We start from the raw sequence: 15,636 nt of genomic DNA on the forward strand, positions 1-15,636 counted from the left end.
GAGAATCGTGGGAGCTTAGCTGCGTTTTTCCAGCAGGGTGCGGTAGAGCACGCCGCCGAGAATGCCGCCGATAATCGGCATTACCCAGAATAGCCACAGCTGCTGCAGCGCCCAGCCGCCCTGGAAAATCGCTACCGCGGTGCTACGCGCCGGGTTTACCGACGTGTTGGTGACCGGAATGCTGATTAGGTGAATAAGCGTCAGCGCCAGACCAATGGCGATAGGGGCGAAGCCGGCAGGGGCGTTTTTATCCGTGGCGCCGTGAATAACCAGCAGGAAGCCGCAGGTCAGGACAATCTCAATCACAATGGCGGAAAGCATTGAGAAGCCGCCCGGAGAGTGTTCGCCATAACCGTTCGAAGCGAACCCGCTAGCGGCGGCCTCGAAGCCCGCTTTACCGCTGGCGACAACATACAGAATAGCGGCGGCGATAATACCGCCGACAACCTGGGCGATAATATAACCAATTACCTCTTTGGCCGGGAAACGACCGCCGGCCCATAAACCTAAAGTCACCGCCGGGTTAAAATGCCCGCCGGAAATATGACCAACGGCATAGGCCATGGTTAATACGGTTAAACCGAAAGCCAGCGCGACGCCGGCAAAACCAATTCCCAGTTCCGGGAACGCTGCAGCCAGAACGGCGCTGCCGCAACCACCGAATACCAGCCAGAATGTACCAAAGCATTCTGCTGCTAATTTTCTAAACATAACCACCTCAATAAAAACGTAAACGCGCACGAGTTTTCGTGCCGGCCTTTATTTTCGACACAAAGAATGACGACTAGAATAAAGCGACGCTATTCTATGGACGATCGCTACTCCGGGACCAGTTAAATAAATTGATGTAATTTGATTTAGAACAATGTGCTGGGATTCCTTTTTTCATGGGAATTTTTAAAAGTGTAGAACAAAAATGATTAAAAAAACGACTTTTGATGATGAATGCGTTTCTCAATTAAGTGAAATACCGCGCATCACATTCCGCCTCTTCACCCTATAGCGATTCATAATACGCCCGGAGTGTCATGTTGATGCTCACCTCGCTATACTGCTGATAACTGAAGGAGATAGTCGCCACCGAGCGGAGGGCATATGCATCTTGAGCGCGTCGAAATAGTCGGTTTTCGCGGCATTAACCGTTTATCGTTGATGCTTGAGCAAAATAACGTGCTGATTGGCGAAAATGCCTGGGGTAAATCCAGCCTGCTGGATGCCCTGACGCTACTCCTGTCCCCGGAGTTTGACCTTTATCATTTTGTTCGGGAAGATTTTTGGTTTCCGCCCGGCGATATTCAGGGACGCGAGCATCATCTGCATATCATTTTGACCTTCCGTGAGAATGAACCCGGCCGCCATCGAGTGCGACGCTATCGCCCTCTCAGTAACTGCTGGGTGCCCTGCGACGACGGCTATCAGCGCGTTTTCTATCGCCTCGAGGGGGAGCTTGCCGATGACGACAGCGTAATGACCCTGCGTAGTTTTATTAACGGTGAAGGGGAAGCGCTGGAGCTTGACGATATTGATGAACTCGCCCGTCACCTGGTGCGGCTGATGCCGGTTCTGCGGCTGCGCGACGCCCGCTTTATGCGACGGATCCACAACGGCACCGTTCCGCATTCGCCGCAGATCGAGATTACCGCACGCCAGCTTGATTTCCTCTCTCGTGAACTGGTGCATCATCCGCAAAATTTAACCGATGGGCAGATCCGCCAGGGACTGTCGGCCATGGTGCAATTGCTGGAGCACTATTTTGCCGAGCAGAGCAGCGCGCAGTCGCGTCATCGCCTGATGCGCCGTCATTCACATGATGAACAGCGCAGTTGGCGCTACCTGGACATCATTAACAGGATGATCGACAAGCCCGGCGGGCGCAGCCATCGGGTGATTTTATTGGGACTGTTTTCTACGCTGCTGCAGGCGAAAGGCACGGTGAGACTCGATCGCGATGCGCGGCCGCTCTTGTTGATTGAGGATCCGGAAACCCGGCTGCATCCGATTATGCTGTCCGTAGCCTGGCATTTACTTAATTTACTGCCGCTACAGCGGGTGACGACGACGAACTCCGGCGAACTGCTGTCATTAACGCCCGTCGAGCACGTCTGCCGGCTGGTGCGTGAATCATCACGGGTATCCGCCTGGCGGCTGGGGCCCGGCGGGATGAATGCCGAAGACAGCCGGCGCATCGCTTTTCATATTCGCTTTAACCGCGCTTCATCGCTGTTTGCCCGCTGCTGGCTACTGGTCGAAGGGGAGACCGAAACCTGGGTTATCAACGAGCTGGCGCGCCAGTGCGGCCACCACTTTGATGCGGAAGGGGTGAAGGTGATTGAGTTTGCCCAGTCGGGATTAAAACCGCTTATCAAATTCGCCCGGCGAATGGGGATTGAATGGCACGTGCTGGTGGACGGCGATGAGGCCGGGAAGAAATATGCCGCCACCGTTCGCGGGCTATTGAATGACGACAAAATGCTTGAGCGCGACCATCTCACCGCGCTACCGGCGATGGATATGGAGCATTTTATGTATCGCCAGGGCTTCGACGATGTTTATCATCGGGTGGCCCAGCTGCCGATAAATATTCCCATGAATATGCGGCGGGTGATCACCAAAGCGATCCACCGTTCGTCAAAACCGGACCTGGCGATTGAAGTGGCGATGGAGGCCGGGCGTCGCGGGGTTGACGCCATTCCTGCGCTGTTGAAAAAAATGTTCTCCCGCGTGCTATGGCTGGCGCGCGGGCGGGCGGATTAGCGCCGACCGCCGTTTATCTCTCTGCCGGGAACTCTCCCGGCACGCCTTTATCCGCACGACCTTCAACTTCGGTTAAACAAAAATTAAGCGCAGCTAAAAATGCGCGTTATTCTATTACCGCATTTAGATAGAATTGTCGCGGGTTCTGCGGGTTAAAACATCAGGAATTTTTATGAAATTAAATGGAAAGCGCAGGAAAGTATGGTGGCTGCTGGCGATTGTCGTACTGGCCCTCGCCGTCTGGGGATGGCGAATTCTGAATGCGCCGCTGCCGCAGTATCAGACGCTGGTGGTACGCAAAGGAGACCTGCAGCAGAGCGTGCTGGCGACCGGTAAGCTGGATGCGTTAAAAAAAGTTGACGTCGGGGCGCAGGTGAGCGGACAGCTAAAAACGCTGCGCGTTGAGATTGGCGACAAAGTGAAAAAAGATCAGCTGCTGGGGGTTATCGATCCCGAGCAGGCGGAAAACCAGATTAAAGAAGTTGAAGCGACGCTGATGGAGCTGCGGGCGCAGCTCAACCAGGCGCGTGCGGAACGTAAACTGTCCGCGACGACGTTGGCCCGCCAGCAGCAGCTGGCGCAGCGCCAGTTGGTCTCTCGCCAGGACCTCGATACCGCCGCGACCGACTTAGCGGTCAAAGAAGCGCAAATCGGTACGATTGAAGCGCAGGTCAAACGTAATCAGGCTACCCTGGATACGGCCAAAACCAACCTCGACTACACCAAAATTCTGGCGCCGATGTCCGGGGAAGTGACGCAAATCACTACCCTGCAGGGGCAGACGGTGATCGCCGCCCAGCAGGCGCCGAATATTTTAACCCTGGCCGATCTCAGCACCATGCTGGTGAAGGCGCAGGTCTCGGAAGCGGACGTGATTCATCTGAAGCCGGGGCAAAAAGCCTGGTTTACCGTGCTGGGCGATCCGCTGACGCGCTATGAAGGAACATTGAAGGATATCCTGCCGACACCCGAAAAGGTCAATGACGCGATTTTCTACTACGCCCGTTTTGAAGTGCCGAACCCGCAGGGGATCCTGCGTCTGGAGATGACCGCTCAGGTGCATATCCAGCTTTCTGAAGTAAAAAACGTCATCACCCTCCCGCTGAGCGCGCTGGGTGACGCCATCGGCGATAACCGCTATCACGTGCGTCTGCTGCGTACCGGTGAAGTTAAAGAGCGCGAAATCGTTATCGGCGCGCGTAACGACACCGATGTGGCGGTGGTGAAAGGGCTGGAAGAGGGGGATGAAGTGATTATCGGCGAAGGTGCGGCCGGAGCGGCGAAATGACGGCGTTACTGGAACTGCGTGATATTCGCCGCAGCTATCCTTCTGGCGAGGGCAACGTTGAGGTGCTGAAAGGCATTACGTTGAGCATCGCCGCCGGAGAAATGGTGGCTATCGTCGGGGCGTCCGGCTCCGGTAAATCCACGCTGATGAATATTCTGGGCTGTCTGGACAAACCCACCAGCGGCACCTATCGGGTCGCGGGTACGGACGTGGCCCGTCTTAACGGCGATGAACTGGCACGCCTGCGGCGGGAACATTTCGGTTTTATTTTCCAGCGCTATCATCTGCTATCGCATCTGACCGCGGCGCAGAACGTCGAAGTTCCGGCGGTTTATGCCGGCGCGGAGCGTAAAGCGCGCCTGGCTCGGGCCCATGAGCTGCTGATTCGGCTGGGGCTGGGCGACAGGGCTGAATATCAGCCTTCGCAGCTCTCCGGGGGCCAGCAGCAGCGGGTGAGTATCGCCCGCGCCCTGATGAACGGCGGGGAAGTGATTCTGGCGGATGAGCCAACCGGCGCGCTGGACAGCCGCTCCGGCGAAGAGGTCATGGGGATCCTTCACCAGCTAAAAGCGCAGGGGCATACGGTGATTATTGTCACCCACGACCCGCAGGTGGCGGCCCAGGCGGAACGGGTCATTGAAATACACGATGGTGAAATCGTGCGTAATCCGCCCGCGCTGGGTTCCGCCCACGGCGGCGTGCTGCACCAGCGCGGGGCGGCTGAGCCATCGGCGTGGCGTCAGTTCAGCAGCGGCTTTCGCGAAGCGCTGGTCATGGCCTGGCGCGCGATGGCGGCGAATAAAATGCGCACGCTGCTGACGATGCTCGGGATTATTATCGGCATTGCCTCGGTGGTGTCGATTGTAGTGGTGGGCGATGCCGCGAAGCAGATGGTGCTCGCCGATATTCGCGCTATCGGTACCAATACCATTGATGTTTATCCCGGCAAGGATTTCGGCGATGACGATCCCCGCTATCAGCAGTCTCTCAAGTACGATGATCTGTTGGCTATTCAGAAACAGCCCTGGGTCAGCTCGGCGACCCCGGCGGTATCAAAAAGCCTGCGTCTGCGGGCGGATAATATTGACGTTGCCGCCAGCGCCGAGGGCGTGGGGGCGCAGTATTTTAACGTCTACGGCATGACTTTTAGCGAAGGAAATACCTTTAACGAGCTCCAGCTAAATAGCCGCGCGCAGGTGGTGGTGCTCGACAGCAACGCGCGTCGACAGCTGTTTCCGCACAAAGCGAAAGTGGTGGGTGAGATCATTCTGGTCGGCAATATGCCAGCAACGGTGATCGGCGTCGCGGATGAAAAACAGTCGATGTTCGGCAGCAGCAAAATTCTGCGCGTCTGGTTACCCTATACCACGATGGCCGGGCGGGTGATGGGACAGTCGTGGCTGAACTCCATTACCGTGCGGGTGAACGAAGGTTATGACAGCTCGATTGCTGAGCAGCAGCTGCTGCGCCTGCTGGAACTGCGTCACGGCAAGAAAGATGTTTTTACCTGGAATATGGACAGCGTCTTGAAAACGGCGGAGCGGACCACACATACATTACAGCTGTTTCTGACGCTGGTGGCGGTGATTGCGCTGGTGGTCGGCGGAATTGGCGTAATGAACATTATGCTGGTCTCAGTCACCGAGCGCACGCGGGAGATCGGTATCCGTATGGCGGTCGGGGCGCGGGCCAGCGATGTGTTACAGCAGTTTTTGATCGAGGCGGTGCTGGTTTGCCTGGTCGGCGGGGCGCTGGGCGTCACGCTTTCGCTGCTGATCGCCTTTGTTCTACAGCTGTTTTTACCCGGCTGGGAGATCGGTTTTTCACCGCTGGCGCTATTGACCGCGTTTTTATGCTCCACGCTGACCGGGGTGCTGTTTGGCTGGCTACCGGCGCGCAACGCGGCGCGTCTGGACCCGGTAGACGCCCTGGCGCGCGAGTAGCGATAAAAAAATGCCAGTCAGAAGGACTGGCATTTTGCTGGCGGGATGTACACAATGAAGCAAAAGAGTTATGCGGCTGTTTCTGTTTCTTCAGCTTCAACAGGGACAATCACGCTGGCGTGGTTACCTTTTGGCCCCTGGTGAACATCAAACCGAACCGCTTGTCCGGCTTTTAGCGTTCTGTAACCATCCATCTGGATGGTCGAGTAATGGGCGAAAATGTCTTCGCCGCCGCCCTCAGGGCAGATAAAACCGAACCCTTTGGCATTGTTGAACCACTTAACAGTACCCATTTCCATACTTCGACATCCTTCGTAAATCTTATAAGTAAGATGGAATGAACCGGTAGTGGAGTGACGAGTTGTTCATTTGCTCGCCAACTCTCGCCACTACAATTTAGAGAAATCAGGAAATGCGTCAAGCGATTGACGCTGGGGGACGGTGAAAAATGCGTCAAAATTTGAAGCAGTTAACGCTATTGCCGGGGAATGTGACAGACATCGCGGATGGAAGTAATAGATGATAATTATCTATGATCTATTGTAGATTTGTGATGTGCATAGCCTCTGGTCATCGACAGGCCACCGCCTGTTGGCAACAGCAACCGATGATGAACACTGACGATGAGTAAGAGAGACTGGTTGGACTTCGATCAGCTAGTAGAGGACGAAGTTAAGGATGCGCTTAAACCGCCATCTATGTATAAAGTGATATTAGTCAATGATGACTACACTCCAATGGAGTTTGTTATTGACGTGTTACAAAAATTCTTTTCTTATGATGTTGAACGTGCAACGCAACTGATGCTGACGGTTCACTATCAAGGTAAAGCGATTTGCGGGGTCTTTACCGCCGAAGTCGCGGAAACCAAAGTATCGATGGTGAACCAGTACGCGAGGGAGAACGAACATCCGTTGTTGTGTACGCTAGAAAAAGCCTGAATGCAGGCAATAAACTTGGGGGAGGTGCCTATGCTCAATCAAGAACTGGAACTCAGTTTAAACATGGCTTTCGCCAGAGCGCGCGAGCACCGTCATGAGTTCATGACCGTCGAGCACTTGTTGCTGGCGCTGCTTAGCAACCCTTCGGCCCGCGAAGCGCTTGAAGCGTGTTCAGTGGACCTGGTCGCGCTGCGTCAGGAGCTTGAAGCCTTCATCGAACAGACCACACCCGTACTGCCTGCAACGGAAGAAGAGCGCGATACTCAGCCGACGCTGAGCTTCCAGCGCGTACTGCAGCGTGCCGTTTTCCACGTCCAGTCTTCCGGCCGCAGCGAAGTGACCGGCGCCAACGTTCTGGTCGCGATTTTTAGCGAGCAGGAGTCTCAGGCGGCCTATCTGCTGCGTAAACATGAAGTCAGCCGACTTGATGTGGTGAATTTCATCTCTCATGGTACGCGTAAAGACGAGCCGAGCCAGTCTTCCGATAACAGCGGAAGCCAGCCAGGCAGCAGCGAAGAGCAAGCAGGCGGGGAGGATCGTATGGAAAACTTCACCACCAACCTCAACCAGCTTGCCCGCGTAGGCGGTATCGATCCGCTGATCGGCCGCGAGAAAGAGCTGGAACGCGCTATTCAGGTTCTGTGCCGCCGTCGCAAGAACAACCCGCTGCTGGTGGGGGAATCCGGCGTCGGTAAAACCGCTATTGCTGAAGGTCTTGCCTGGCGTATCGTGCAGGGCGATGTGCCGGAAGTGATGGCAGATTGCACTATCTATTCGCTGGATATCGGCTCGCTGCTGGCAGGCACCAAATACCGCGGCGATTTTGAAAAACGCTTCAAAGCGCTGCTCAAGCAGCTGGAGCAGGACACCAACAGTATTCTGTTCATTGATGAAATCCACACCATCATCGGTGCGGGCGCGGCTTCCGGCGGGCAGGTCGATGCCGCTAACCTGATTAAACCGCTGCTTTCCAGCGGTAAGATCCGGGTAATTGGTTCGACAACCTACCAGGAATTCAGCAACATCTTTGAAAAAGATCGTGCCCTGGCGCGTCGTTTCCAGAAAATTGATATCACCGAACCTTCCGTGGAAGAGACGGTGCAGATTATTAACGGCCTGAAGCCGAAGTATGAAGCGCACCACGATGTCCGTTACACCGCGAAGGCGGTACGTGCGGCGGTGGAACTGGCGGTGAAATACATTAACGATCGTCATCTGCCGGATAAGGCGATTGACGTGATTGACGAAGCCGGAGCGCGTGCGCGCTTGATGCCGGTGAGCAAACGTAAGAAAACGGTTAACGTGGCGGATATTGAGTCCGTGGTGGCGCGGATTGCGCGCATTCCTGAGAAGAGCGTTTCCCGCAGCGATCGCGATACGCTGAAAAACCTCGGCGATCGCCTGAAAATGCTGGTCTTTGGCCAGGATAAGGCGATTGAGGCCTTAACCGAAGCGATCAAGATGGCGCGCGCCGGGCTTGGCCATGAGCACAAACCTGTGGGTTCTTTCCTGTTCGCCGGACCTACCGGGGTGGGTAAAACCGAGGTCACCGTGCAGCTGGCGAAGTCGCTGGGTATTGAGCTGCTGCGTTTTGATATGTCCGAATATATGGAACGTCATACCGTCAGCCGCTTAATCGGCGCGCCTCCGGGCTACGTAGGTTTCGATCAGGGCGGGCTGCTGACCGATGCGGTTATCAAGCATCCGCACGCGGTGCTGCTGCTGGATGAAATTGAAAAAGCGCATCCGGACGTCTTTAACCTGCTGTTGCAGGTGATGGATAACGGGACGCTGACCGATAACAATGGCCGCAAAGCGGATTTCCGCAACGTGGTGCTGGTGATGACCACCAACGCCGGGGTGCGTGAAACCGAGCGTAAATCCATTGGCCTTATCCATCAGGACAACAGTCCGGATGCGATGGATGAGATCAAAAAGATCTTTACGCCGGAATTCCGTAACCGTCTCGACAACATTATCTGGTTCGATCACCTGTCTACGACGGTTATCCATCAGGTGGTGGATAAATTTATCGTCGAGCTGCAGGTTCAGCTGGATCAGAAAGGCGTCTCTTTGGAAGTGAGCCAGGAAGCCCGCGATTGGCTGGCCGAGAAAGGCTACGACCGGGCCATGGGCGCACGTCCGATGGCACGGGTAATTCAGGACAACCTGAAAAAACCGCTGGCCAACGAGCTGCTGTTTGGCTTACTGGTTGACGGCGGCCAGGTGACTGTGGAACTGGATAAAGAGAAAAACGCGCTGACCTACGACTTCCAGAGTGCGCAGAAGCACAAACCGGAAGCGGCGCATTAAGTTTCTGGTACTCAATGACAAAACCGGCCTTAGGGCCGGTTTTTTTATCTGCGCGCTTTAAGTTGTCTATGATGTAGAAATGAAAAGACCGGGAATTATCCCGGCCTTCAGCATCTGGCGCGTTAAGCGCGAAAACGATCAGCGACTACGGAAGACAATGCGGCCTTTGCTCAGGTCGTACGGGGTCAGCTCAACAGTCACTTTGTCGCCCGTCAGAATGCGGATGTAGTTTTTACGCATTTTACCGGAAATATGCGCAGTTACCACGTGACCGTTTTCCAGTTCTACGCGGAACATAGTGTTAGGCAGCGTATCAAGTACGGTGCCCTGCATTTCAATATTGTCTTCTTTGGCCATCTAGTCCTCTGGGGTATCACTACCGTAGTTTTGAACCGGCAAGATAATGCCGAAGTTCAGCAAGTATGTAAAGTTTTACGTCAAATCGCCGAAGTAGTTTTGGCGCATTACCCGTAATTCACGCGGATAAACCGGGTGACAGGCGCAAACGTAAAGGGGGAGTGACAGAACAATGGGTGTTATCTGACTCTTATTATTCCCAAACGGCGGCGGGGCAACGGGCAGAAGCTACTCTACCGCGCAATTATAACATCCCAACAAAAAATGTGCTGAAAACATTTACGCTTCTCCTGCAAATAGCACCCTCGGTACCCAGAATCGTTCCGGTAGACGATAAGTCCGCAGCACGGAGAGATAGTCGAGATAATCCCGGCGAGCAATTTCCACTGCGCCCAGCGACGCCGTATGCTTATTCAGCACCTGACAATCGATTAATTTTCCGCCATCCTGTGAAAATACCTGGCTAAAGATCAGCAGCGCGGTTTTAGAGGCGTTTTCGGCACGGCTGAACATCGACTCTCCGCAAAACAGCGCGCCCTGCGCGACGCCGTACATTCCACCGACTAAAGCATCTCCCTGCCACACTTCAATAGAATGCGCATGTCCCAGCTCGTGCAGCTGATGGTAGGCCTGAACGATTCCTGCCGTTATCCATGTGCCCTCATCGCGATGGTCGGCACAGCCCTCGATAACCTGACCGAAGGCGTGATTCAGCGTCACACGATAGGGCGAGCGCTGATGGAAGCGCTTCATGCTGCGGCTGAGATGGAATTTCTCCGGCCACAGTACCGCTCGCGGATCGGGAGACCACCATAAAATAGGATCGCCGGGTGAAAACCACGGAAAAATACCGCGCTGATAGGCCATCAGTAGCCGCGCCGGGCTAAGATCGCCGCCCAGCGCCAACAGGCCATTAGGTTCACGTAAAGCGCCTTCCGGGGAGGGGAAGGCGATGGAATGATGAGAGAGCTGAACCAGCCGCATTTTTACCTCAACGCATCAGGCAATGATTCAATAGTAGCCTACAGGCGCTGCTTAAACTGGTAGTAACGCCCCTGTTCAGCCAGCAGTTCTGCGTGACTACCTTGCTCAATAATCTTCCCGTTGTCCATGACTATTATCTGATTAAAACGCGCCAGTCCGCGCAGACGATGGGTCACCATTAATACGGTTTTTTCACGCATCACTTCTGCGAGTAAATCAAGGATTTGGCTTTCAGTCGTCGCATCGAGGCCTTCAGTAGGCTCATCAAGCAGCATGAGCGGCGCGTCGTGGAGCAGGGCGCGGGCGATAGCCAGTCTGCGCAGTTCGCCGCCGGAGAGCTGACGGCCGCCTTCGCCCAGCCAGCTATTCAGGCCGCTATCGTCCAGTAATTTTGCTAAACCGACGCGCTCAAGCGTTTCGGCAAGCCGGGCGTCGCTGGCGTTCGGGGAAGCCAGCAGCAGGTTATCGCGCAGCGTGGCGCTGAACAGGTGCACGCGCTGCGGCACGACGCTCATCGCCTGACGCAGCGTTGCCTCGTTAAGCTGCGCCAGTGGCTCACCGTTGAGTAATATTTCACCTTCCGCCGGATCCCATGCCCGGGTCAGCAGCTGCAACAGGGTTGATTTACCGCAGCCTGTGCGCCCCAGAATGGCGATATGCTCCCCGGCCTTGACCTGCAATGAAATTTTCTCCAGCGCAGGGGAGGGCTGCTGAGGATAGCTGAAGCTAACCTGATTTAAGTTCAACGCGACGCGCTCCAGCTTCCGCTCTTCGCCCTGAGTGAAGGAGACTTCCGGCTCTTGCTCGGTTATTTGCGTGATGCGTTTTGCAGAAGCGATCACCTGCCCGAGATGCTGAAATGCGCCGGTAACCGGCGCCAGCGCTTCGAACGCCGCCAGCGCGCAAAAGACAAACAGCGCAATCAGCGCCCCTGGCTGAGTATCGCCGCCAACCCCCGCGGAGGCGAGCCACAGCATAGCAATAACTGCAATACCGCCAATCAGTAGCATCAGCGCCTGAGAGAGGGCGGTCAGTTCCGCCTGGCGACGCTGCGCATCCAGCCAATGCGCTTCCGTTTTTTCCATTTGCCGCCGGTAGCGATCGCTGGCGTTGAACAGCATCAGCTCCGCCTGTCCCTGCAGCCAGGAGGTCAACTGCTGGCGATACTGCCCGCGAAGCCGGGTCATGCTTTCACCAGCGGGTTTGCCGGCGCGATAGAACAGCGGCGGCATCACCAGCAGGGTGAGCAGCATAATACCGCCGAGGGTCAGGGCCAGCGTGACGTCCAGCACGCTCAGCCCCACGGTGACGACCAGGATCACCACCAGCGCCCCTACCAGCGGCGATATAACGCGCAGATAGAGATGATCCAGGGTATCGACATCGGCAACCACCCGGTTGAGCAGCTCGCCCTGACGAAAACGCGCCAGCCCGGCTGGGGAGAGCGGCAGCAGCTTGCTGAAGGTAAAGACCCGCAGGTGCTGCAGGACGCGGAAGGTGGCATCATGGCTAACCAGACGCTCAAAGTAGCGGCCTGCGGTGCGAATAATCGCCGCGCCGCGTACGCCGGCGGCAGGCAGCATATAGTTAAAGCTGTAGATGCCCGCTACGCCAACCACGGCGGATGCCGACAGGAACCAGCCCGACAGCGTTAATAGGCCAATACTGGCCAGCAGCGTCACGATCGCCAGCACGATTCCGAGCAGCAACAGCCATTTGTGTCGTTTGTAGAGCGCCAGGTAAGGCCACAACGCGCGCATTTAAATCTCCTCCTGACGATGGGCGAGTAGGGTCGCGAACGGGCCGCCTGCGGCCGCCAGCTGCGAATAACTGCCTTGCTCAACAATTTGACCATCCTGCATAACCCAGACGGCATCCCAGTTTGCCAGGCCTTCCAACTGGTGGGTAACCATTAGCGTGGTTTGCTGCGTTGACGCATTGGTCAGCGCCTGCATCACCCGCTGTTCGCTATGCGCGTCAAGGCTGGCCGCTGGCTCGTCCAATAGCAGCAGACGACAGGGCACCAGCAGCGCCCGGGCGACGGCGACGCGCTGGGCCTGCCCGACCGACAGATGACCGGCCTGATCGCCAACAGGGGTATTGATACCCTGCGGCAGAAGGGAGAGGAACTCGCTGACCCAGGCTTTATCCAGCGCAAGCTGCAGCTGGGCTTCAGTAGCATCAGGGCAGGAGAGCAGGACGTTTTCGCGCAGCGTCGCCGCGGGCAGCTGCGGATTTTGCCCAACCCAGCTCAGGAGACGGCGCCAGCGGTCGGCGTCCAGGCTCTTTAACTCAACGCCATTGACCCTGAGAGAGCCATCATAAGGAAGAAAACCGGTTAACGTATTCAGCAGCGAGCTCTTGCCCGAGCCGCTTTGCCCAACCAGCACCACACGTTCCCCGGCGCGTAAGGAAAAACTCAGCGGCCCGGCCAGCACTTTTCCTTCGGGAGACTTAATTAGCAGGTCGCGAGCTTCAATACTTATCATTTCATTATCGCTTAATGCCTTTTCTCCACGCTCTGCCTGCGCCAGCGGCGTTTCCATAAAGGTCTTCAGGCTATCAGCGGCGCCAATAGCCTGCGCTTTAGCATGATAAAAGGTACCTAAATCGCGCAGCGGTTGGAAAAACTCGGGGGCCAGAATTAGAGCGAGGAAACCGGACATCAACGTCACCCCGGCGCCGTAATGGCCAAAGTTGAGTTCTCCCAAATAGGAGAAGCCAAAGTAAACGGCGACCAGCGCAATAGAGAGCGAGGTGAAAAATTCCAGGACCCCGGAGGAGAGAAACGCCAGGCGCAGCACTTCCATGGTCCGCTGGCGGAAATCCTGCGAGGCTTCGCGTATGTTGTCGGTCTCTGCTTCACCGCGATGAAAAATTCGCAGCGTTTCCATACCGCGCAGACGATCGAGAAAATGGCCGCTTAACCGCGCCAGAGCGAGAAAGTTGCGTCGGTTGGCATCGGCCGCGCCCATCCCAACCAGCGCCATAAACAGCGGAATAAGCGGGGCGGTGCCCAGCAAAATAAGCGCGGCAGCCCAGTTGACCGGGAAAATAGTGATGACAATCAGCAAAGGGATAGAGGCCGCCAGCGTCATCTGCGGCAAATAGCGAGCATAGTAATCATGCATATCGTCGATCTGCTCAAGGATCAGCGTGGCCCAGCTACCGGCGGGTTTCCCCTGTATCCAGGCCGGCCCCGCCTGCTGTAAGCGATCCAGAACCTGACGGCGGATCTCCAGGCGGATATGTTGACCTGCCTGAAAACCCACTCTTTCACGCAGCCAGATCACCCAGGCGCGAAGCACGAAGACCAGCACCAGTAACGTAAAGGGCAGCAGCAGCGCCGTCGCGGGGATATTTTCCATAATCATGCGGTGAAGGATCCTCGCCAGGAACCAGGCCTGAGCAACGATCAACAGGCCGCTAACGACGCCCAATACACGGGAAATCATCAACCAGCGACGGGAGATAATGCTTTGATCTTTTAACCAACGGGTTAACTCTTGTTGACGGGTTTTATTCATTGCGCGCTTAGCAGGTGTAGTTATGAGTTTTTTGGGCACGGCAATGTTACAACGGGGCAAAAATAAAGGCGACTTTTCGTCGCCTTCTTTACCTTTGTTACTGACTTGTAAAGATTATTTGCAAGCGTCGGCTAAACCATCCAGATAACGCTCTGCGTCCAGCGCCGCCATGCAGCCTGTACCGGCAGAAGTAATCGCCTGACGATAGATATGATCCATCACGTCGCCGGCGGCGAAAACGCCCGGAACGCTGGTCTGGGTGGCGTTGCCGTGGATGCCGGACTGAACTTTAATGTAGCCGTTTTCCAGCTCCAGCTGACCGGCGAAAATTGCCGTGTTCGGGCTGTGGCCGATTGCCACGAATAGCCCCGCAACTTCGAGGGATTCCACGTTGTCAGCATTTTGCGTATCGCGCAGACGCAACCCGCTCACACCCATCTGGTCGCCGGTCACTTCTTCCAGCGTACGGTGGGTGTGCAGCACGATGTTACCGCTCTCCACTTTGTCCATCAGGCGTTTGATAAGGATCTTTTCCGCGCGGAAGCTATCACGACGGTGGATCAAATGGACTTCGGAAGCGATGTTAGACAGGTACAGCGCCTCTTCTACAGCCGTATTGCCGCCGCCGATCACCGCGACCTTCTGGTTACGATAGAAGAAACCGTCGCAGGTCGCGCAGGCAGAAACGCCGCGGCCTTTAAACGCGTCTTCCGATGGCAGACCCAGATAGCGCGCTGATGCGCCGGTAGCGATAATCAGGGCATCGCAAGTGTACTCACCGCTGTCGCCAACCAGGCGGAACGGACGGTTTTGCAGATCGACGCTGTTGATATGATCGAAAATAATTTCGGTTTCAAACTTGGTGGCATGTTCGTGCATGCGCTCCATCAGCAGCGGTCCGGTCAGATCGTTAGGATCGCCTGGCCAGTTTTCCACTTCAGTGGTGGTGGTCAGCTGACCGCCTTTTTCCATTCCGGTAATCAGTACCGGCTGCAGATTTGCGCGCGCTGCGTAGACCGCAGCGGTGTATCCCGCAGGTCCAGAACCAAGAATAAGCAGTTTACTGTGTTTGGCCGTGCCCATGAGATCCTCATAATTTATTGGCATACATGAGCTGGATTGTAGGGAATTTGTTGACGTAAAAAAAGAGCGCGGCGGTTTTGTTAACGATATGTGCAATAGAAGATGCCGATTAATTGGCGATTTAACGAACGAAGAATATAACTAATTCTACTGTTAGCGGGACAATTATAAGAGGAAAACATGAGAATCAACCGGGGAGGATAATGAATATCTGGCATCTTGTACTAAAAATCGATGTTTTGCTTTGACAATCCCCTGTGCTTTTGCGAAAACATTCATGGAAGAAGAAAAGCAGTGTTTGGCGTGTGGCGAATTTTCATGCACGCAAATGCCATTTTTATCCGGGTTAGCGAAATCTACGCATGGTGTGGACAGACGCCATGCGTGATGTCGGTGGCTGCCGTCAGGCAACGGGCTTCTCACGTACCCCTGGGTTACCCAACGTC

General features: G+C 55.5%; 12 protein-coding genes. 5 read left to right on the forward strand and 7 right to left on the reverse strand.

Going from position 1 to position 15,636, the window contains the following annotated elements; genetic code table 11:
- Positions 1-15: 15 nt before the first annotated feature.
- Complete coding sequence (gene aqpZ / locus KOSB73_RS12050) at positions 16-711, reverse strand: aquaporin Z (protein WP_024360092.1); 696 nt, start codon at positions 709-711, stop codon at positions 16-18.
- 384 nt (positions 712-1,095) lie between these two features.
- On the opposite strand from aqpZ, the gene KOSB73_RS12055 reads away from it, so the two are divergent.
- The 3 genes from KOSB73_RS12055 to macB all read left to right on the forward strand — a co-directional run bounded on the left by KOSB73_RS12055 (position 1,096) and on the right by macB (position 5,985).
- Positions 1,096-2,754, forward strand: a complete 1,659-nt coding sequence (locus KOSB73_RS12055) for an ATP-dependent endonuclease (protein ID WP_004871731.1) — start codon at positions 1,096-1,098, stop codon at positions 2,752-2,754.
- A 172-nt stretch (positions 2,755-2,926) separates the two neighbouring features.
- A complete protein-coding gene (gene macA, locus KOSB73_RS12060; protein WP_004871729.1) occupies positions 2,927-4,042 on the forward strand; it encodes a macrolide transporter subunit MacA in 1,116 nt (371 codons plus the stop codon).
- The gene (gene macB / locus KOSB73_RS12065; RefSeq protein ID WP_024360091.1) at positions 4,039-5,985 is read left to right on the forward strand and encodes a macrolide ABC transporter ATP-binding protein/permease MacB; all 1,947 of its coding nucleotides are present in this window, start codon (positions 4,039-4,041) and stop codon (positions 5,983-5,985) included. The genes macA and macB overlap by 4 nt, the downstream gene beginning before the upstream one ends.
- Positions 5,986-6,053: 68 nt before the next feature.
- Here macB and cspD read toward each other — a convergent pair whose 3' ends face one another.
- Complete coding sequence (cspD, locus tag KOSB73_RS12070; RefSeq protein WP_004100627.1) at positions 6,054-6,284, reverse strand: cold shock-like protein CspD; 231 nt, start codon at positions 6,282-6,284, stop codon at positions 6,054-6,056.
- A 324-nt stretch (positions 6,285-6,608) separates the two neighbouring features.
- Here cspD and clpS point away from each other — a divergent pair, with 324 nt between their 5' ends.
- Together clpS and clpA are read left to right on the forward strand one after the other, a co-directional pair.
- Positions 6,609-6,926, forward strand: a complete 318-nt coding sequence (clpS, locus tag KOSB73_RS12075; protein ID WP_004130898.1) for an ATP-dependent Clp protease adapter ClpS — start codon at positions 6,609-6,611, stop codon at positions 6,924-6,926.
- A 30-nt stretch (positions 6,927-6,956) separates the two neighbouring features.
- Positions 6,957-9,239 carry an ATP-dependent Clp protease ATP-binding subunit ClpA gene (gene clpA / locus KOSB73_RS12080; RefSeq protein WP_032711149.1) on the forward strand — a complete coding sequence of 761 codons (2,283 nt, stop codon included), beginning with the start codon at positions 6,957-6,959 and terminating at the stop codon, positions 9,237-9,239.
- Between the two features lie 138 nt (positions 9,240-9,377).
- Here clpA and infA read toward each other — a convergent pair whose 3' ends face one another.
- The 5 genes from infA to trxB all read right to left on the reverse strand — a co-directional run bounded on the left by infA (position 9,378) and on the right by trxB (position 15,190).
- A complete protein-coding gene (gene infA / locus KOSB73_RS12085) occupies positions 9,378-9,596 on the reverse strand; it encodes a translation initiation factor IF-1 (RefSeq protein WP_002211347.1) in 219 nt (72 codons plus the stop codon).
- Between the two features lie 279 nt (positions 9,597-9,875).
- Positions 9,876-10,580 carry a leucyl/phenylalanyl-tRNA--protein transferase gene (gene aat, locus KOSB73_RS12095; protein WP_024360089.1) on the reverse strand — a complete coding sequence of 235 codons (705 nt, stop codon included), beginning with the start codon at positions 10,578-10,580 and terminating at the stop codon, positions 9,876-9,878.
- Positions 10,581-10,618: 38 nt separating this feature from the next.
- Positions 10,619-12,340 carry a heme ABC transporter ATP-binding protein/permease CydC gene (gene cydC / locus KOSB73_RS12100; RefSeq protein WP_024360088.1) on the reverse strand — a complete coding sequence of 574 codons (1,722 nt, stop codon included), beginning with the start codon at positions 12,338-12,340 and terminating at the stop codon, positions 10,619-10,621.
- Positions 12,341-14,107: a heme ABC transporter permease/ATP-binding protein CydD gene (gene cydD / locus KOSB73_RS12105; protein WP_064371664.1), complete on the reverse strand. Its 1,767-nt coding sequence runs from the start codon at positions 14,105-14,107 to the stop codon at positions 12,341-12,343.
- 114 nt (positions 14,108-14,221) lie between these two features.
- Positions 14,222-15,190 (reverse strand): thioredoxin-disulfide reductase, encoded by a 969-nt coding sequence (trxB, locus tag KOSB73_RS12110; RefSeq protein ID WP_004871710.1) that lies wholly within the window; start codon positions 15,188-15,190, stop codon positions 14,222-14,224.
- Positions 15,191-15,636 lie beyond the last annotated feature (446 nt).

It is taken from the genome of Klebsiella grimontii, assembly GCF_900200035.1.
GTDB lineage: Bacteria > Pseudomonadota > Gammaproteobacteria > Enterobacterales > Enterobacteriaceae > Klebsiella > Klebsiella grimontii.

Excerpts from the sequence above, each read along its gene's own strand:
- aqpZ (WP_024360092.1), bottom strand. The coding sequence starts at position 711 with ATGTTTAGAAAATTAGCAGCAGAATGCTTTGGTACATTCTGGCTGGTA.
- KOSB73_RS12055 (WP_004871731.1), top strand. The coding sequence starts at position 1,096 with ATGCATCTTGAGCGCGTCGAAATAGTCGGTTTTCGCGGCATTAACCGT.
- macA (WP_004871729.1), top strand. The coding sequence starts at position 2,927 with ATGAAATTAAATGGAAAGCGCAGGAAAGTATGGTGGCTGCTGGCGATT.
- macB (WP_024360091.1), top strand. The coding sequence starts at position 4,039 with ATGACGGCGTTACTGGAACTGCGTGATATTCGCCGCAGCTATCCTTCT.
- cspD (WP_004100627.1), bottom strand. The coding sequence starts at position 6,284 with ATGGAAATGGGTACTGTTAAGTGGTTCAACAATGCCAAAGGGTTCGGT.
- clpS (WP_004130898.1), top strand. The coding sequence starts at position 6,609 with ATGAGTAAGAGAGACTGGTTGGACTTCGATCAGCTAGTAGAGGACGAA.
- clpA (WP_032711149.1), top strand. The coding sequence starts at position 6,957 with ATGCTCAATCAAGAACTGGAACTCAGTTTAAACATGGCTTTCGCCAGA.
- infA (WP_002211347.1), bottom strand. The coding sequence starts at position 9,596 with ATGGCCAAAGAAGACAATATTGAAATGCAGGGCACCGTACTTGATACG.
- aat (WP_024360089.1), bottom strand. The coding sequence starts at position 10,580 with ATGCGGCTGGTTCAGCTCTCTCATCATTCCATCGCCTTCCCCTCCCCG.
- cydC (WP_024360088.1), bottom strand. The coding sequence starts at position 12,340 with ATGCGCGCGTTGTGGCCTTACCTGGCGCTCTACAAACGACACAAATGG.
- cydD (WP_064371664.1), bottom strand. The coding sequence starts at position 14,107 with ATGAATAAAACCCGTCAACAAGAGTTAACCCGTTGGTTAAAAGATCAA.
- trxB (WP_004871710.1), bottom strand. The coding sequence starts at position 15,190 with ATGGGCACGGCCAAACACAGTAAACTGCTTATTCTTGGTTCTGGACCT.